We start from the raw sequence: 17,877 nt of genomic DNA, 5'->3' as shown, positions 1-17,877 counted from the left end.
CTAGAGATGCTTCTCGATCACCGCCCGCAGGGTCTGCGCGGTGAACGGCTTCCGCAGCACGTCGACGAAGCCCTCGAAGAGGAGTTCCTTGTGCATCTGGTCGTCGATCGAGCCGCTGCAGGCGATCACCTTCATCGGGGAGCCGCTCTGTTTGACGAGCTTGAAGGCCTCGCGGCCCGACATGCCCCCGTGGATCGTGAGGTCGAAGAGGGCGATGGGGTAGGGCGTCCCGGCGGCCAGGGCGGCGTTGTAGGCCTCCAAGGCCTCCTCTCCGGCGGGGGCCAGCGTCCCCTCGTGGCCGAGGCGCTGCAACATCTGCAACATGATCGGCCCGATCGAGGCGTCGTCCTCGAGGACGAGGATGTGGTGGCGCGGCGACGGGGTGACGAGGTCGGGAACGGCCGCCCCCGGAGCCGCGGCCGTCGGCGCGGAGAGCGGGGCGGGAGCGGGAACGTAGGGCTGCGGCGCGGGGGCGAGGGACTGGAGGTCCATCCGCATCGCCCGGATTTCGGAGAGGAGCGACTTGAAGATCGGGGTGAAGTTCGTCCGCGTGAAGGCGACTTCGGACCCGGCCTGCCGGATCCAGCCCCGGATGACCAGGGGAAAGACGAAAATCCAGAGGCCGATGAAAATCGGGGTCAGAATCGCGTTGAAGATCAGCAGCCAGATGAACTCAGGGAAATAGGTTCCCAGCATCTCCTTCAATAACGTGACGACATTCATGACTGGAGGGGCTGTTGGGGAAAGGAAGTTGCATTCATCGGGGGCGATTTATATCCCGCCCATTGAATCAATCAACCTCAGAATTTAATGTACATAAAATTGTCTTTATGATGATGAAAATCAAAGAGTTGCATCTATCAAAAAATCTACATTATTTCAATTATATCAGAGCGGTTTTACGATAACATAAACAGGAGAAATCCCTACCTTTTGCCGACCTCGGGGATGATGCCGTTCCGGACGTATTGGCGGGCCGATTCCTCGAGTTCGGGGCCGGTGAGGAGGCCGAGCTTGTCCTTCAGCCGCTCGCGGTAGGTGCCGATCGTCTTCACGCCGAGGTTCAGGAGACCGGCGATTTCGGACGTGGTCTTTCCGCCGCCGAGATGGCTGAAGACCTGGAGCTCCCGCTGGGAGAGGCCGTGGAGCGGCGTCGAGGAGGGGGAGACCCCGCCCTCGCCGAGGGCGCGGGCGAGGGCGGCCTGCTGGAGCGATTCACTCGCCGCCTTGTTGCCGCGCAGGATGGTGCGGAGGGCGGCGATCACCTCCTCGGGGCCGGAGGTCTTCATGAGGTAGCCCGAGGCTCCGGCGCGGAAGGCCCAGCGCGCGTAGAGGTTCTCGTCGCACGCGGTGAGGACGAGGATCTTCCCCGCGGGATGGAGGCGGTGCAGCTCTTCGAGGAACTCGACGCCGTCCCGTCCGCCAAGGGAGAGGTCGAGGATGGTGACGTCGGGGCGGGCCTGCTCGATCAGCTCCCGGGCGTCGGGGATCGTCGTCGCCTGGCCGCAGAGGGTGAAGTTCCCGGTCTCCTCCAGGGAGACGGTGAGGCCGAGGATGACGAGGGGCTGGTCGTCGAGAATCGCGATGCGGACAGGAGCGCCCTGCGCCTTGTTCTGGAACGGGGCGATCGGCCTTCCCTTCTTCGGGGCGGGGGGGCGCTGCGGTTTCGGCTTGGCCTCCGCTTTCGATTTCGCATTCGATCGGTTCCGGGGCTTCGACTCAGTCGGGGGAACGAGCCGGGCCAGCAGGGTCGGAGGGCGCTTTGCCATGGGCTGAGTATCTCTCCCCTTTTTCCAAATGAAAAGCACGTAGGTTACGAACCTACAAAAAGAAAGGGCAACCTACCTGACACTCTTTTCCGGCGGCCGTGATAGAACTAACACAGGACCGATCGAGGGATCGTTCCGAATCGTGTTTCAAGGGCCTGCCGGTCGGATGACGGCAGATCGTTTCAGGGGTCAAGGGACAGGGGATAGGGAGGGTAAAAGGGGCGGGGTACCGGGATAGGGAGACGGGAGAAACGATCTGCCGCACTCTGGCGGGCAGGCCCCCACGATACGACGACCGAGGCATCGCCTCTCCGCACCACGCAAAAAAGCTCCCCAAGGGGAGCTTTTTGCGTTTCAGTACCCAGCCCCCAGAACCTAGAGCCCCAGCTTCGCCACGCTCTCCGCGATCCGCCCCACGCTGGCGTGGAGGGCCTTCAGCTCCTCGGCGGTCAGGTCGAGCGTCACGATCTTCTCGACGCCCTCCTTCCCCAGCACGATGGGGACGCCGACGTAGTGGTTCTCGATCCCGTACTGTCCCGTGCACCAGGCCGAGGCGGGGAGGAGCCGTTTCTCGTCCCTCAGGATCGCCTGCGCCATCGCGACGGCGGCGGCGGAGGGGGCGTAGTAGGCGCTCCCCTTTTGGAGGAGCTTCACGATCTCGGCGCCGCCGTTGCGGGTCCTCTCGGCGAGGGCGGCGATCTTTTCCGGCGGCAGCAGGGCCTCGATCCCGATGCCGCTGACCGTGGTGTAGCGGGAGAGCGGGACCATGTCGTCCCCGTGGCCGCCGAGGACCATGGCGTCGACGTCCTGGTGCGCGACGCCGAGTTCCATCGCGATGAAGGCGCGGAACCGGGCCGAGTCGAGGACCCCCGCCATCCCCATCACCCGCTCCTTGGGGAAGCCGGTCTTCGCCGCGACGAGGGCCGTCATGACGTCGAGGGGATTGCTGACGACGATGACGATGGCGTCCGGCGCGTATTTCCTGATGTTCTCCGCGACCGATCCGACGATCTCGGCATTCTTCAAAAGGAGGTCGTCGCGGCTCATCCCCGGCTGGCGGGCGAGGCCGCTCGTGACGATGACGATGTCGGAACCGGCGTAGTCGGCGGGATCGTTCGTCCCGGTCACGGTCGATTCATAGCCCTCGATGCAGGCCGACTGCATGAGATCGAGTGCCTTCCCCTGGGGCATGCCGGGGACGATGTCGTGGAGGACGACCGTGGCGAGATTCTTTTCGACCAGACGCTGCGCCGCCGTCGCTCCGACAAATCCGGCGCCGACCACGGTGACTTTGGGCTTTCTCATGCCGACAGTGTAACATGCCCCGAGGGGTTTCCTAGGGGCGGTTCTTGGCGAAGACTGCGCGGAAATTGGTGCGGGGGGGGAGGACGCGAAGGGGGCGGTGGATGCCCTTCGGGACCGGGTACAGACCCTGTACAGGTGGAGGCGATCCGCACGGGTTAGACGACGCAAGAGGGGCTTCGCCCCTCCTGGACCTCCCCATCAGATAGGCCTGAACTGTTGGGAGCGACACCGCATTAGGCCATCCGCTTCGGGTAGAAAGAGTCCGCTAGTTCCCTTGTCCGCTTGGGAGGAACTACGCGTCCGAGTGCTGGCGGAACCGAAGCGGCCCTGCTCTTTTGGCTACCGCGTCGGGAAACCCTGCTGCTTCAGGTACTCCCGCACCTGCGGCACGGTCATCTCGCCGTAGTGGAAGACGCTCGCGGCGAGGACCGCGTCGGCCTTTCCCGCGCCCAGCACTTCGGCGAAGTGCTCGATCTTTCCCGCGCCGCCGCTGGCGACGACGGGGACGGGGACGGCCTCGCTGACGCGGCGGGTGATCTCGATGTCGAAGCCGGTCTTCATCCCGTCGGCGTTGATGCTGTTGAGGACGATCTCCCCGGCGCCGAGCTCGACGCCGCGGACGGCCCACGCCTCGGCCTCCCACTCGGTTTCCTTGCGGCCGCCGTGGGTGAAGACTTTCCACAACCCGGCGGGGGTCCGCTTCGCGTCGATGGAGAGGACGATGCACTGCGCGCCGAAGCGTTCCGATCCGGCCCGGATGAGGTCGGGATTGGCGACCGCCGCCGAGTTGACGCTGATCTTGTCGGCCCCGGCGTTGAGCATCGCCCGCATGTCGTCGACGGCGCGGATGCCGCCGCCGACCGTGAGGGGCATGAAGCACTGGTCGGCGGTCCGCTCGATCACGTCGAGGATGTTCCGGCGCCCCTCGGAGGAGGCGGTGATATCGAAGAAGACGAGCTCGTCGGCCATCTGCTCGTTGTAGCGGAGGGCGAGGGCGACGGGATCGCCGACCTCGGTGAGGCCGCCCGCCTCGGCCCGGCCGAACTGCTGCCCGCGCGTGACTTTCCCGGCGTGGACGTCGAGGCAGGGGATGATCCGTTTGGCGAGCATGGCGTGGCGTTTTGAAAAGGGGCCTTCGTACTACGCGAAAGACCGGACTATTGCCAACCCTCGATTTGCCGCAGCGCCTCGTAGACGCCGATCCCGACCGAGGTCGCGAGGTTGAGGCTCCGCACGCCGGGATTCCGCATCGGGATCGTGACGCAGGCGTCGGCGTGCGCGGCGAGGAGCGCCTCGGGGAGCCCCTTCGTCTCCTTGCCGAAGACGAGGTAATCGCCGGCGCGGTAGCGGGCCGCCGTGTGGAACCGCTTCGTCTTCGTGGTGAAGAAATGCCACCCGGCCCCGGGATCGGCCTGGGCGCGGAGGGCGTCGAGGTCGGCCCACGTCGTCCAATCGAGGAGGGGCCAGTAATCGAGCCCCGCCCGCTTCAGCGCCTTGTCCGAAAGATCGAACCCGAGCTTCCCGACGAAATGGAGCCGCACGCCCGACGCCGCGCAGAGCCGCCCGACGTTCCCCGAGTTGCCGGGGATCTCCGGCTCGACGAGGACGAGGTGAAGGCGGGGAAGGTCGGGCATGGGGCTGCCCTTTATAAAAGGGCTCCTCCCCTGCCGCCTAGGGAGAAATCGCCCGCCTCGGCAATAGATTGTATCTAACGATTAGTTTTTACTCGAAATAATGTAATTTCTTATTGTGCCACATTGAGGGTCTCATGTAGTACTCCCTCCCGAATCCTTTCTATGGTGAAGCCTTCTTTCGCCCGTTTTGTCGCTCCGGTCGTTTTCGGCCTCTTCGTTGTCGCGGGCGGGGCGCGGGCCGATGACGGAAGCCTCACCCTGACGGGCGCGTCGCTGAATTTCTCCCTCCAAAGCGGGAGCACCGGGACGCTGGTCATCGACGGGAGCAGCATCGCGAACGGGACCGTTCTCCAGCTCGCAGCGGGAGCGTACACCTTCGGGGGCGGCTCATCGGTCGTCGGCGTCGCCGGGACCTTCACCCTCCTCGATCTCAGCCCTTCCTCGACGATCACCTTCTCGAATGTTTCCGGGACCTCGGGCGCGACGCTGACCCTCAATTCGACCTTCAACCCCGGCGGCAGCGCCGCCTACCTCACGGTCAGCGCGGTCGGCTCCACGACGACTTCCATCATCGGCGCGACCACCGTCACCGTCGGCGGCGCGAGCGACACCCAGGCAACCTCCCTGCTGTTAAGCGGGGCCTCGATGACCTTCGACCTCGCCAGCACCACCAGCCACGATCAGGTAGACGTCGGGACGCTCGGCTCCGTCTCGTTCTCCAACACGGTCCTCACCCTGAACGAGGTCGGCACGACGCTCGGCACGGGGACCTATACGCTCTTCACCGCCGGAACGGCGGGCAGCTACTCGGGATTGGTCGTCGACGGCAACGGGGCGATCAGCGGAGGCCTGACACTCTCCTCCTCGACGCTCAACGGCATGAACACGGCCCTCTCCCTCTCGGGCGGCGACATCGTCCTCACGCTTTCCGCCGCTCCGGAGCCCTCGTCCCTCGCCCTCAGCCTCCTCGGCCTGGGCGCGGCGGCGTTCACCCTCACTCTGCGTCGTCGGCGTCCGGTTCCGGCAGCCACGTCGGGTCCCGCCGGTTCTTGGCCCGTTGGAGACGGACCGGCTTCGGGTAGTAGCCGACCTTCATGAGGTAGAGCCCCATCGCGGGGGCCGAGGCAGGGGCGGCGGTCCGCTTGCCCGCCCTCACGATCTTGCCGAAGTCGGCGGGCGAGAGCTTTCCCCGTCCCACCCGGGTCAAGGCCCCGACGATGTTCCGCACCATGTGGTAGAGGAAGCCGTCGGCGGTGACGCGGAAGAGGACGAGCGGCCCCCTGCGGGAAATCGCGAGCTCGGAGATCGTCCGCACCGTCGTCGTCCGCGCGTAGCCGGCGTTCGAGGCCATCGCGGCGAAATCGTGCTCCCCGCGCAGGTGGGCGGCGGCGGCCTCCATCGCCGCGAAATCGAGCGGCATCGGCAGGTGCCAGACGCGGTCGACGAGGAAGGGATCGCTGAAGGGGGCGTTGTGGACGCGGTATTCGTAGGTCTTCTCCCGGACGTCGAAGCGGGCGTGGAAGCTCGGCTCCAGGAACTCGGCCTTCGTCACCCGGATCGCGAAGGGAAGGTGGTCGTTCAACGCGCGGAGGAGGACCGGGGCCGCCAGCTTCCGGGGCGCGGTGAACCCGGCGACCTGGCCGACGGCGTGGACCCCGGTGTCGGTCCGGCCCGAGCCCTCGATCGAGATCGGGCGATTCCAGATCCGCGCGATCACCTCCTCCACGGTCTGCTGGATCGAGGGGTGGCCCGCCTGGCGCTGCCAGCCGTTGAAGGCGGCCCCGTCGTAGGCAATGGTCAGCTTGTGCCCCGCCATCGGATGCGCCGACATCAATCGTGCTCCGGCGATTCCAGGTCGGGCCCCGCGTCCTCGATCCCGGGATGGACGGTGAGGCGGTCGAGGTAGGCCTGGAGGAGGACGGCGGCGGAGGCGCTGTCGATCTTCGTCCGCTGGTCCTTCGCCTTGTGGCCCGCCTCGTGGAGATAGCGTCCGGCCTGGACGGTGGAGAGCCGCTCGTCGACGGTCTGGATCGGCGTCACGATCGTCCGGGCCAGGTGGGCGATGAAGGCCCGCACCTTCTGCGCCGCCTCGCCGTAGGAACCGTCCATGTTCCGGGGCATGCCGACGACGATCGTCTCCACCTTGTGCTCGGCGACGATGCCGCGGAGGGCCTTCACCAGCGCCCCGAACGGCTCCGCCGGGAGGAACGGGAGGGGCCGCGCCAGCGACCGCGTCGTGTCGCTCACGGCGACGCCGATCCGCTTGGTTCCATAATCGAGGGCGAGGACAGACATAGGGGCAAAAGGACTTTGAAGAAACGGGCAGAACGGTGCCAGATCGCCCCCCCGGGAGCCACCTTTTTTCCTCATTTCCATCGTCCCTGATTCGCCTACGCTAAACCCCTCATGTCCCGCCCCGCCCTTTATCTGAATGAAGCCACCCGCCACCGCATCCGGGACGGCCACCCGTGGGTCTTCCGCAGCGAGGTCGCCCGCGTCGAGGACGGGGCCGTCGACGGCGGGACCGTGCGGATCATCGACACGAAGGGCCGCCCCCTCGGCTCGGGCATCTACAATAGCAAGTCCCAGATCGTCGTCCGCCGCTACTCCCTCCGCGACGAGGAACTCGACTCGGCCTTCCTCAGCCGCGCCCTCGACGCCGCCCTCGCCCTGCGGAAGCGGCTCCCGGCCCGCAACGCCCAGCGCCTCGTCTGGTCGGAGTCCGACGGGCTCCCCGGCCTGATCCTCGACCAATACGGCACCGGGGAGGAGGCCGTCCTGGTCCTCCAGACCGTCACCGCCGCGATGGCCCGCCTCCAGCCGGAGATCGTCGCCCTCGCCGCCGAGAAGACCGGGGCGAAGACGATCCTCGCCCGGAACGACATCGCCGTCCGCACCCTCGAAGGGCTCCCGCGCGAGCAGGGGGCCCTCCTCGGCTCCTACGCGCCGCCGACCCGCCTGAACATCCTCGGCGTCGACCTCGACCTCGACCTCCTCGCCGGGCAGAAGACCGGCCTCTACCTCGACCAGCTCGACAACCACGCCGCCGTCCTCCCCTACGCGAAGGGAAAGCGGATCCTCGATTGCTTCTGCAACCAGGGCCTCTTCGCCCTCGCCGCGAGGAAGGCGGGCGCGGTCTCCTGCGACGCCCTCGACCAATCGGCCGAGGAACTGGGCCGGGGCAAGGCCGCCGCCGCGCGGGAGAACCTCGAGATCAACTGGATCGAGGCGAACGCCTTCGACTGGCTCCGCGAAGCCGAGCGGCGGAAGGGGCGCTACGACATGATCGTCCTCGATCCCCCCTCGTTCACGAAGACCAAGGACCAGGTCTCCTCCGCCCTGCGCGGCTATCACGAACTCCATCTCCGCGCCCTGCGGATGATCGGGCCGGGCGGCCTGCTGGCCACCTACTGCTGCTCCCACCACCTGACGCGGGAACTCTGGCACACCATGCTGCAAGGCGCGGCCAAGGACGCGGGATGCACCCTCCGCCTCGTCTCCACGCTGGGACAGGGCGGCGACCACCCCGTGCTGCTTCATATTCCCGAAACGGAATACTTGAAGGGATTCCTGGTGGAGAAGATTTAAAAGATTGCGAAGGGGGCGGTGAACGCTCCTTCGGGACCGGGTAGATGACCCTGTACAGCTGGATGTACCCCGCACGTGTTAGACGACGCAAGAGGGGCTTCGCCCCTCCTGGACTTGCCTCCCGGCCCTGCAAGTTTGTTTCCCCTGAGGAACGAGTGTCGCTACCGCGACGGCAGTCCCCGTCAGATAGGCCTGAACTGTTGAGAGCAGTGCCGCATTAGGCCGTCCGCTTCGGGTAGAGAACGTCCGCTAGTTCCCTTGTCCGCTTGGGAGGAATCACGCGTCCCAGTGCGGGCGGAGCCGAAGGGGGCTGAACGTCGTTTTCCTACCCCTTCGCCTGCCCCCGCTTCTTCGCGATCAGCAGCCCCATCACGATCCCCAACGCGAGGACGAGGCCTGCGATTCCGGCGGTGATCCAGACGGCGGTCTTCGTGATCGGGTAGCTGCTGGCGACGACGTCGCAGCAACTTTCGGCGAGGAACGGAATCATGAGCCATTCTCCTCCGGGCCGATAAAAAAGAAAAGCGCGATCCCGCGAGGGTCAAAACGCATACTTCACCGCCGCCGAGAACGTCCGCTGCGGGAACGGATGGTAGAGGAAGTATTTCTCGCCATTCACGTTGTCGATCCCGGCATCGGCGGAAAAGCGATCGTTGAATTTGTATTGGGCGTGGAGGTCGAAGACCACGAAGCTGTCGAAGGAGCCCATGACGCCGTTGTTGTTGTCGGTGTTGTCGAGCGTCGAGTATTGGACGCCGCTGTAGCGCCCCGCCGTCGTGAGCGCCCAATGGCGGTCCGGATGGTAGGTGGCGCCGAACGTCGCCCGCCAATCGGGGACATAGGGGACCCGCTTGCCGACCGCCGTCGAGCCATAGGCCGTGGCCCACGCGGGATCGCTGAGGATCTCCGAGTTCACGTAGGTGACGCTGTCGAAGAGCGTCAGCCCCTCGATGCCGACATTGTCTTTCTGGAAGGCGAGTTCGATGCCCGTGTTGCGGACGACGTTGACGTTGGAGACGTAGGAGGTCGGGGCGGTCGCGCCCGCCAGGTAGGAGGTCTGGGAGATCAGCGCGTTGTTGATGTACTCGTTGAAGACCGAGGCGCGGAGGCTCCCGCCCCCACCCGCAAACTTCCGCGTGACGGCGAGTTCCTCCGAGATCACGTTCTCCGGCTTGAGGTTCGGGTTCGGCGCGGCGTAGGTCGTCCCGGTCGAGACAATCTGGTATAATTCCGTCACCGTCGGGTAGCGGTAGGCCTGCCCGAAGGAGCCGGTGACGTTCCACCTCTCGCTCGGGTCGTAGCCGAGGGAGAGCTTCGGGGAGAAATTGACCTTCGCCATGCCCGGCTGATTCGTCACGGTCGTCCCGGTCACGCCGCCGGTCGCGTTCTGGGTGGTGGCGAGGTTGTAGCCGTTCGTCGCTTCCCAGAATTCGAGTCGTCCGCCGGGGGTCAGCGTCCACTTCGGGGCGAATTTCCAGGCGTCCTGCGCCCAGAGGGCCTCGGTCATCGTCATCCCTTCGCCCTTCGTGTAGAGCGTCGAGGTCGAGTCGGCCCCGGCGTTCCACGTCGGCGTGGCGTAGGTCGGGTTGCTCAGCTCGTAGCGGTCGCCGTGGAGGCCGAAGCTGATCTCGTGGCCACCCTCTCCGCCCGTCCCGGCGGGTCGGTAGATCCCCTTGAGGTCGCCGTTCGTCCAGTTCGTCCCGTCCATCCGGGCGATGTTTCCGTTGGTGCTGAAGTTGGTCCCCGTGCCGACGGTGTAGGGACTCCGCTGGAGGTCCTGGAGGTAGTAGTAGTTCGAGGCGACGACTTCCCAGTCGAAATCGTCCTTCGTCTCGCTCTTCAGCGAGAGGGCGTTGGAGAGGTGGCTCTGGTCGAGGGAGTAGGTGTTGCCCGCGAAGCTCTTCAGCCCGCCGAAGGTCGCGTTCCCCGCACCATCGCGCAGGTAACTTTGGACGCGGGCGTCGGCGTCGTTGTTCCAGAAGCCGATCTGGTAGGTCGCCTTCCACGCCGGCGTGAGGTCCCAGGCGAGTTTCCCCGTCGTGTTCGTCATCTGGGTGTGGAGGAGGCCGCCCGCGCCGAGGACATCAGCCCTAGTTCCTGTCTTGCCCGCCGCCGCATAGGCTCCGGTCGTCCCCGCCGGGGCCGTCCCGCCCGCCGACGAACTCGTGATCAGGGCGAGCGGCTGGCTGTAGCTGTTCTGGAAGTTGTAGGTCACCAGCCAGGCAAGGTCCTTGTGCCGGTCGCCGAGGACGAAGCTGCTCTGGTCGGTCTCGTAGGTGTCCTTCGTCCCGTAGAGGCGGAAGGTCTGGAACGACTCGGTCTGGCTGAAGTCGGCGAGGAACGTCTCGGGCATCTTCGTCGTGATGAGGACGACGCCTCCGGCCGCATTGCCCGGATAGGCCGCCGCGAAGGGGCCGTAGATCACGTCGACCCGGTCGATCTGCCCCGGCGAGACCATCCCCCAGCGGGGCGCGCCGTTCGTGTTGTTGTTCCCGATCAGCGCGGAGAGCAGGACGTCGTCGGCGTAGACGAGGCTGCGGGCGCTGGCGTTGACGCCCGCCGTCCGCGTGGCGAGGACGGCCTGGGTGTCGCCGTTGTTCCGCTTCCGCAGGAAGAGGCTCGGCTGGTATTTCAGCGCGTCCTCGCTGTCGACGATGTTGAGCGTCTCGTCGATCCGGTCGGCGGTGAGGCTCGCGGCGGTGTTCGGGAGCCGATACTTCGCAACCGGCGAGGGTAGACCCGAAGGGGCCGCCGCGCTGACGACGACTTCCTCCAATTTCTGCGCGGGTTCCTCGGCCCCGACGACCGAAGCCAATAAACCCGATAATCCGACAGCCAGCCCGGCCCGGGCGGCCTTGTTCCAAAACGAATCCAATGAACTCATACGAGCTCCTTTCCGTGCCGCGCGGACGCGATCGCGCCCGGCGGAAATGACGAGGGGGGGGAGGCGGGCCCGAAAAGGGCGCGCCGACGACGGCCTAGCGCGCGGCTAGGAGAGGAGGCCTCGCGGCGGGAGCGCGGGCGGGGCCTCGGTCCGCAGGGGACCGACGAGGGCTTCGGTCCGCCACGCGAGGCGGGCGGAGGGGAAGGCGGGCGGGACGACGGAAGGAAGGGAGGAGACGGCCTCGGCTTTCTTGGCGGCCTTCACGAGGAGGAGGCCCGGGGCGGGGTCGTCCTTCTCCTGCTTCTTCGTGATCACGATCTTCGCGCACATCTCGCAGGGATGCTCGCCGTCGAGGGTCTGGGCGACGGCTTGGCGGAGGGACATCTTTGCCTCGACGCGCTCGGCGACCATCCCGGCCCAGGCCACCGACTGGAGCACGGCCCAATGCCCTCCCGCCATCGCGAAGAGGGCCAGGGCAACCAGCGGATAGCCGAGGAACCGAACCATGCCCCCCCATCCAAGGGAGGCCTCCCCGGAACGGCAAGCCCCGATCGGCCCCTGCGACATCGTGCCACAGGGTTGCCTACCCGGGAAACTTGTCCTATCTTCGGGCGCGTCATGGAAGACGCTTCGGGAAAAACCGCCGACCGGGGCTCATTCCGTCTTGTCCTCTTTGCGGGAGGGAGCGTTTTCCTCCATCTCCTCGGCCTCCTGCTCCTCGTTCTCTTCTTCCACAACGCGAAGACGCCCGGACGGGGCTTCGCCCCGGCTCCCTCTCTTTCGCTGAGCTTCCTGAACGGGGCGGCGGCGGCGCGCCCGGCAGCCCAGGCCCAGGCTCAATCTCACGCCGCGGCCTCCGCTGCCCCGACGCCCGAAGCCGTCCCGGCCCCGCCCCCGGTTTCTCCCGTTGCCGTCGCGCCGATCCCGCCGCCGCCGCCGACTTCCGTCCCGGCGCAGGGCCAGAGCCCAGGTCAGGAGAGCGCCCCCGCCGAAACGATGGCCTCGTCCGCCACCGCCGCCAGCTCCTCCGAAACCGAAGCGGGCACCAGCGCGAACACGAGCGCAAACACCGGCCCTTCCGCCAGCGGCAGCGCCGCCTCCCCCCAGGCCGGTCCCGGCACCCTCTCCCTGTACGGCGTCGAGGGATCGGGCCGCCGGATCGTCCTGGTCTTCGACGTCTCGGACTCGATCTTCCTCCGCCGGCCCGGCCTCTTCGACACGCTCTACGCCGAGGCCCTCGCCCGGATCGACACGCTGCCGCCCGCCGTCCTCTTCGACCTGATCGTCTTCAAGAACGGCTCCCTCGCCTGGAAAGGGGAGCCCCTGCCCGCCACCGAGGCCAACCGCGCCGAGGCCCGCCGCTGGCTCGCGAAGGTCGCCCGGCAGGGCATCCACTTCTCCGTGAAAGGCGGCACCCCCGGCGTGCCCTCCTTCGAGGGGAACGGCACCCGGGGCGACACCGCGCTCCGGCAGGCCATTTCCCTCGCTCCCGACTGGATCATCGTCGTCACCGACGGCCAGTGGCAGGTCACCGGGGCCAACGCCCGCCCCGATCCCATCCGGGCCGAGGCCCTCCTCGCCGACCTCCGTGCCCGCGCGGACTCCCTGCCGAAGATCGACATCCTCCTCCTCACCTCCCGGAAGACGACGGCCCAAGACAATGCGATCACCCAGGCGCTGAGCGAGCAGAGCGGCGGCAACCTCGTCCCGCTGGCCGACGAAGTGGTGGCTGCCCACTAGAGAGCGGCGTCCCGTTCCGACTCCCCCTCATTGACGTTTCCCGTTCCCGGGGCAAAGTTAATGCTCCCTATGCCGCGCCTTCCCGCCCTCCTCCGCCCCCATCCCTGGCTCGGTGGCGGCGCCTTGGCGGGCCTCGGCCTTCTCGGCCTCCTCTTCGGCATCCTCCTCGTCGCCTCGCTCTTTCCCGGCTTCACCATGCGGCAGGTGGCCCGGCTCCTCCACTCGCTCAACGGCCAGACCCTCGCCTTCTCCGGGGCGCGGTGGGACAGCTCCTCTTCCCTCGCCCTCCTCGACGTGACCATGACGGGCCCCGATCCGGCGGCCCCCGATCCCTACTTCCGCGCGAAGCGGGTCGAGATCGTCTGGAACTGGGCGAAGCTCCCCACCGTCCGCCGCCTCCGCCTGATCGAATTGGAAGAACCCGAGATCACCGTCGGCAAGATGGCCGCCGCCTTCGCCGCCGGGCACAAGGAGACCGAAAGGAAGGCCGTCGCCGAGGCCGACGACGACAAGGACGACACGAACCCCATCGAGATCATCCGCCACATCTTCTACAAGGTCCGGATCATCCGCGGTACCGTCTGGCTCGACAACCTCGCCCCCGGCATGGAGGCGATCCCCCTCTCCATCGGCGGATCGACGCCGCTGGAATGGAACACCGGCAGCGTCTCCCGCGCCGCCGCGAAGGAGAACGAGACCCAGGTCGCCGTCGCCAACGGCGTCCGCCTCTACGCCCGGGACGACCAGCTTTCCCCCGTCCTCGACCTCGGCCACATCGAGATCCACTTCACCTGGGCCGGCCTCGCCCGGCAGGAGATCGAGTACCTCTCCATCTCCGACCCCACCATCTACATCGGCCCCCGTCTCTTCGCCTTCGCCGACGAGTTCAAGGCCCACCTCGCCCCCGCCACTCCGGCTCCAACTCCGGCTCCAACTCCGACTCCGGCTCCGGCGCCCGTCCCGGCACCGGCAGCCGCCGACGCCCCGGTGAAGGAATGGGTCCTGAAGGACTTCGGCCTCTTCCATCTCCACCTCACCATCACCGCCTTCGGCGAGCCCGGCCTCGCCCTCCCCCTCAGCTTCAACTCGACCTCCCAGAACCTCAGCATCAGCCAGCTCAGCCACCTCCAGTTCAAAAACCGCCTCGTCATCAGCGCCCCGGAGCTCGATTTCCCCGCCTACGGCGTGAAGCTGAGCGGCCTTGACCAGAGCAGCGGCGTCGAGTTCAACCTCCCCCCGCAGGACAGCACCGCCCGGAACCTCGTCGAGACGATCAAGATGAAGGAAGCCAGCTGGAAGGAGATCGCCGCCCAGGACGTCTGGGCCACCGTCACCTTCAACCGCGAGGGGATCTTCGGGAAGATCGGCGGGAAATTCTACGACGGCTACCTCGACGGCTTCTACCGGGTCGGCTTCGGCGACGGCTTCCCGTGGCATGCCGGGCTCTACATGAGCGGCAGCCAGGCGCAGGTTCCCGTGCGGAAGGTCGCCGGGGAGCACTTCGACCTCTCCGGGAAGGTCAACGCCCACGTCGTCGTCGACGCCCGCGCCCGGGAAATCCTGACCTGCGAGGGGGAGCTGAAATTCCCCTCGGGCGGCCGCCTCGCCATCCCCTCCGTCGCCGAGGTCGCCACCCGCCTCCCCGAGAGCTGGGGGCCCTACTCGGCCCAGCGGCAGATCGTCGCCCGCGTCCTCGAGAGCTTCGAGAACTATCCCTTCGACCTCGGCACCGTCCTCCTCCACTACGGCGTCCCGACGAGCACCGCCGAACTCCATCTTGAAGGCCCCGCCGGAAAGCGTAACTTTGTCCTGAACTGGAAACAGGAAAACCAGACCACCCCCGGATTCTCCCTCCCCGAGCAAAAGCCCCCCCAGATTTCCGTCCAGATCGACAAGCCCACGACATCGACCCCGTCGCCGATCCCGCCCTCAACCCCGCCTCCCAAAAAGCCATGACCTTCCCCCGCCGCCCCCTCCTCCTCGCCCTTCCCTGCGTCTCGCTCCTCCTCAACGGCTGCGCGCCGACGGTGAACGTCGCCGTCCCGAAGCCCGTCGTCATCGACGTCAACATGAAGGTCGACGTCACCAGCCGCAACGAGGCCCCGAAACCCGCCGCCGACGCCACCAAGGACAAGACCGGCGGGGCCGCCGAGGACGCCCACAACCTGAGCTCCGAAGTCCAGTCGCTGAAGGAGACCCACTTCATCGGCGAGGCGGCCACCGGCTACGTCGCCATCCGCGATCTCCCCGCCGGGAACGCCGCCGCCGGGAAGGTCAACACCGGGGAAAACTACGGCGACTACATCAAGCGGATCGTCGACGAGGAGAACCGCGCCCGCCGCACCATCTACGGCACCCAGGCCTCGACCCAGGGGACGACCCTCGACGTCGAGGCCCGCGCCGCCGGGAAGCGCCTCTTCTCCCAGGCCAACTCGGGCGAATGGCTCCAGGACGAAAACGGGAAGTGGACGCAGAAGTAGGGGAACGGCAATCGGCAAGGGACCGAAGAGACTATTCGTGAAACGGGCGGCTTTCCGGTTTCATTTCGCGCGATGCGGGCTTGAGTCGGGTCCGAAACCGGGCCATAACAGATCGCAATGACGGAGCCCTCCCCATCCGGAACGGCGACGCCAGCGGCAGGGGAACCGTCGGCCGTCCCCGACCTCGCCCTCGACCTCCAGACGACGCGGACCCTCCTCGACGGCGTCATCCGCCACGCCCTGCGCGGGACCGCCGCCTTCCGCGCCCTCCGGGACGCCCGGGGCCGGATCACCGACTTCGCCTGCCTCCTGGCCAACCCCGCCGCCGGGCTCTTCTTCGGCGAGGACCCCGATGCCGCCCCCCAGCCGGAGGCGAAAAAGAAGGGCAGGGCGTGGTCGGAAAAGACCCTCCTGGAGGCCGCCCCCCACCTCGATTTCGAGGGCATTTTCGAGACCTTCGTCGCCGTCGCCAACAGCGGCGAGCCGGTCGAGTTCGAGTATTACACCGAGCATTACGCCGCCCCCCACTGGTTCCAGATCAACGCCGCCCGCCTCGGCGACGGCTTCGCCGCGACCTTCACCGACATCACCTCCCGGAAGGCGATCGAGCAGGACCTGGCCGAGAGCCGCCACCTCCTCGACGGCGTCCTCCGCAGCGGCGTCGATGGCATGCTCGCCTTCTCCGCCATCCGCGACGAGAACGGGAAGATCATCGACTTCCGCTTCATCCTCGCGAACCCCGCCGCGGAGCGGACCTGGGGCGGCGGCCAAAGCGGAAAGGGCCTCGTCGGCCAGCGCCTCCTCGAGGTCCTCCCCCAGCACCGGGAGAGCCCCCTCTTCAACCACCTCGTCCACATCGTCGAGAGCGGCCAGAGCGACGAGTTCGAGTACGAGACCATCCCCCCGACGCCGACGCCGCTCCAGGCCTTCGCCGGGACGATGAAGCCCGCCGCGCCGGAGTGGTTCCGCATCGCGGGCGCCCCGCTCGGCGAGGGGATCGCCATCACCTGCACGAACATCTCCTCCCGGAAATGGGCCGAGCGCGACCTCGTGAAGGCGAAGGAAAAGGCCGAGGCCGCCGACCGGGCGAAGGGCGAGTTCCTGGCCATGATGAGCCACGAGCTGCGGACCCCGATGAACGGCGTCATCGGCTTCAGCAACATCCTGCTGGAGACCACCGGCGTCGATGCCCAGCAGAAGGACTACATCAACACGATCAAGCGGAGCGCCGAGTCCCTCCTCTCCCTCATCAACGACCTCCTCGACTTCTCCAAGATCGAGGCGAACAAGCTCGAGGTCGAGAGCTGCCCCTTCCAGCTCCGCGCCTGCATCGGCGACGCCGTCGAGATCCTCAGCCCCCAGTACCGGGCGAAGGGCCTCGCCCTCGTCCAGGAGATCGCCGACGACGTCCCGGAGCATCTCATCGGCGATTCGGCCCGCCTCCGCCAGATCCTCGTCAACCTCCTCTCGAACTCGGCGAAGTTCACCGAGAAGGGCGGCGTCACGCTCCGCGCCTTCCTCGGAGAAGGTCTCGCCGGGGACGGCACGCGCCACCTCCACCTGGAGGTCTCCGACACCGGCATCGGGATGACGGAGGAGGTCATCGCCCGCCTCTTCCGCCCCTTCACCCAGGCCGATTCCTCGACCACGCGGAAATACGGCGGCACCGGCCTCGGCCTCGCGATCTGCAAGCGCCTCGTCGACCTCATGGGCGGCGCCCTCGCCGCCACCTCGGTCCCCGGCCAGGGGAGCACCTTCCGCTTCACCCTCCCCTGCCGCGCCCACACCCCCTCCCCCGCCGAGGCCGCCTCCAACGCCTCGAACGACGAGAGCCTCCCCTTCGCCGCCCGCTACCCGATGCGGATCCTCGTCGCCGAGGACAACGCCATCAACATGCGCCTCGTCCTCCTCCTGCTGAAGCAGATGGGCTTCGGCGGCCATCCCGCCGCCAACGGGATCGAGTGCCTCGAGGCCGTCCGCGCCGCGAAGAAGACCAACGCCTATCCCTACGACGTCATCCTCATGGACATGCAGATGCCCGAGATGGACGGCCTCGAATGCACCCGCGCCCTCCGCTCCGAGGGGAATCCGATCCAGATCATCGCCCTCACCGCCGACGCCATCAACGGCGCGAAGGAGCGGTGCCTGGAGGCGGGGATGAACAGCTACCTCACGAAGCCGCTGAACCGGAAAGCCCTGGAGAACGCCCTGCGCGAAGCCTGGCTCGCGGGCCGGGCGGGGGCGAATTAAGGGATCGCGGGGGGAGGGGCGGCCCTTCGGGACCGGGTACATGACCCTGTACAGGTGGATGTAACCCGCGCGTTTAGAGATGCAAGAGGGGCTGCGCCCCTCCTGCACCACCCCCTCTGATAGGCCGTGGTGTAGATGGAACGCAGCCCTAAAGGCCGTCTCCCGTACGCTCACTTTACTCCGCTGGATCTAACCTCCTTGAGGGCCGAGCCATGGGAAGGAGCGGC

Annotated in this window: 16 protein-coding genes; 6 read left to right on the top strand and 10 right to left on the bottom strand. The window is 67.1% G+C overall.

The genetic code is table 11. The features are described from left to right. The 5 genes from BLU04_RS06930 to BLU04_RS06910 form a co-directional block, all read right to left on the bottom strand. Window positions 1-723 (bottom strand): response regulator, encoded by a 723-nt coding sequence (locus BLU04_RS06930; protein ID WP_093283909.1) that lies wholly within the window; start codon window positions 721-723, stop codon window positions 1-3. A 203-nt stretch (window positions 724-926) separates the two neighbouring features. Next, entirely contained in the window at window positions 927-1,769 is an 843-nt protein-coding gene (locus BLU04_RS06925; protein WP_093283906.1) for a response regulator transcription factor, read from the bottom strand. 375 nt (window positions 1,770-2,144) lie between these two features. Next, window positions 2,145-3,074, bottom strand: coding sequence for a malate dehydrogenase (gene mdh, locus BLU04_RS06920; protein ID WP_093283904.1), 930 nt, complete (start codon window positions 3,072-3,074; stop codon window positions 2,145-2,147). 339 nt (window positions 3,075-3,413) lie between these two features. Beyond that, window positions 3,414-4,184, bottom strand: coding sequence for an imidazole glycerol phosphate synthase subunit HisF (hisF, locus tag BLU04_RS06915; RefSeq protein WP_093283901.1), 771 nt, complete (start codon window positions 4,182-4,184; stop codon window positions 3,414-3,416). A 47-nt stretch (window positions 4,185-4,231) separates the two neighbouring features. Beyond that, window positions 4,232-4,708: a tRNA (cytidine(34)-2'-O)-methyltransferase gene (locus BLU04_RS06910; RefSeq protein ID WP_093283899.1), complete on the bottom strand. Its 477-nt coding sequence runs from the start codon at window positions 4,706-4,708 to the stop codon at window positions 4,232-4,234. Window positions 4,709-4,870: 162 nt separating this feature from the next. On the opposite strand from BLU04_RS06910, the gene BLU04_RS06905 reads away from it, so the two are divergent. Further along, window positions 4,871-5,806, top strand: a complete 936-nt coding sequence (locus tag BLU04_RS06905) for a PEP-CTERM sorting domain-containing protein (RefSeq protein WP_093283896.1) — start codon at window positions 4,871-4,873, stop codon at window positions 5,804-5,806. Here the strand turns inward: BLU04_RS06905 and truA are convergent. Together truA and ruvX are read right to left on the bottom strand one after the other, a co-directional pair. Further along, window positions 5,703-6,539, bottom strand: coding sequence for a tRNA pseudouridine(38-40) synthase TruA (gene truA, locus BLU04_RS06900; RefSeq protein ID WP_197673054.1), 837 nt, complete (start codon window positions 6,537-6,539; stop codon window positions 5,703-5,705). The two genes, BLU04_RS06905 and truA, sit on opposite strands and share 104 nt — an antisense overlap. After that, entirely contained in the window at window positions 6,539-7,003 is a 465-nt protein-coding gene (gene ruvX, locus BLU04_RS06895; protein ID WP_093283893.1) for a Holliday junction resolvase RuvX, read from the bottom strand. Before ruvX ends, truA begins: the two co-directional genes overlap by 1 nt. 111 nt (window positions 7,004-7,114) lie before the next feature. Here ruvX and BLU04_RS06890 point away from each other — a divergent pair, with 111 nt between their 5' ends. After that, window positions 7,115-8,296: a class I SAM-dependent rRNA methyltransferase gene (locus tag BLU04_RS06890; protein ID WP_093283892.1), complete on the top strand. Its 1,182-nt coding sequence runs from the start codon at window positions 7,115-7,117 to the stop codon at window positions 8,294-8,296. Window positions 8,297-8,621: 325 nt separating this feature from the next. On the opposite strand, the gene BLU04_RS16355 is transcribed toward BLU04_RS06890, so the two are convergent. The 3 genes from BLU04_RS16355 to BLU04_RS06880 form a co-directional block, all read right to left on the bottom strand. Next, window positions 8,622-8,786 carry a hypothetical protein gene (locus BLU04_RS16355; RefSeq protein ID WP_157895177.1) on the bottom strand — a complete coding sequence of 55 codons (165 nt, stop codon included), beginning with the start codon at window positions 8,784-8,786 and terminating at the stop codon, window positions 8,622-8,624. A gap of 51 nt (window positions 8,787-8,837) precedes the next feature. Continuing rightward, entirely contained in the window at window positions 8,838-11,180 is a 2,343-nt protein-coding gene (locus BLU04_RS06885) for a TonB-dependent receptor (protein WP_093283890.1), read from the bottom strand. 105 nt (window positions 11,181-11,285) lie between these two features. Continuing rightward, window positions 11,286-11,687 (bottom strand): hypothetical protein, encoded by a 402-nt coding sequence (locus BLU04_RS06880; protein WP_093283888.1) that lies wholly within the window; start codon window positions 11,685-11,687, stop codon window positions 11,286-11,288. Between the two features lie 111 nt (window positions 11,688-11,798). On the opposite strand from BLU04_RS06880, the gene BLU04_RS06875 reads away from it, so the two are divergent. The 4 genes from BLU04_RS06875 to BLU04_RS06860 all read left to right on the top strand — a co-directional run bounded on the left by BLU04_RS06875 (window position 11,799) and on the right by BLU04_RS06860 (window position 17,650). Then, complete coding sequence (locus BLU04_RS06875; protein ID WP_093283885.1) at window positions 11,799-12,920, top strand: hypothetical protein; 1,122 nt, start codon at window positions 11,799-11,801, stop codon at window positions 12,918-12,920. Window positions 12,921-12,989: 69 nt separating this feature from the next. Further along, on the top strand, window positions 12,990-14,876 hold the full coding sequence (locus tag BLU04_RS06870; protein ID WP_093283883.1) for a hypothetical protein: 1,887 nt from the start codon (window positions 12,990-12,992) through the stop codon (window positions 14,874-14,876). Continuing rightward, window positions 14,873-15,400: a DUF1318 domain-containing protein gene (locus BLU04_RS06865; protein ID WP_093283881.1), complete on the top strand. Its 528-nt coding sequence runs from the start codon at window positions 14,873-14,875 to the stop codon at window positions 15,398-15,400. Before BLU04_RS06870 ends, BLU04_RS06865 begins: the two co-directional genes overlap by 4 nt. A gap of 117 nt (window positions 15,401-15,517) precedes the next feature. Then, the gene (locus BLU04_RS06860; protein ID WP_093283879.1) at window positions 15,518-17,650 is read left to right on the top strand and encodes an ATP-binding protein; all 2,133 of its coding nucleotides are present in this window, start codon (window positions 15,518-15,520) and stop codon (window positions 17,648-17,650) included. Window positions 17,651-17,877 lie beyond the last annotated feature (227 nt).

Source organism: Verrucomicrobium sp. GAS474 (assembly GCF_900105685.1).
In the GTDB taxonomy this organism is placed as follows: domain Bacteria; phylum Verrucomicrobiota; class Verrucomicrobiia; order Methylacidiphilales; family GAS474; genus GAS474.
This window is presented reverse-complemented; position numbering and strand designations above follow the sequence as displayed.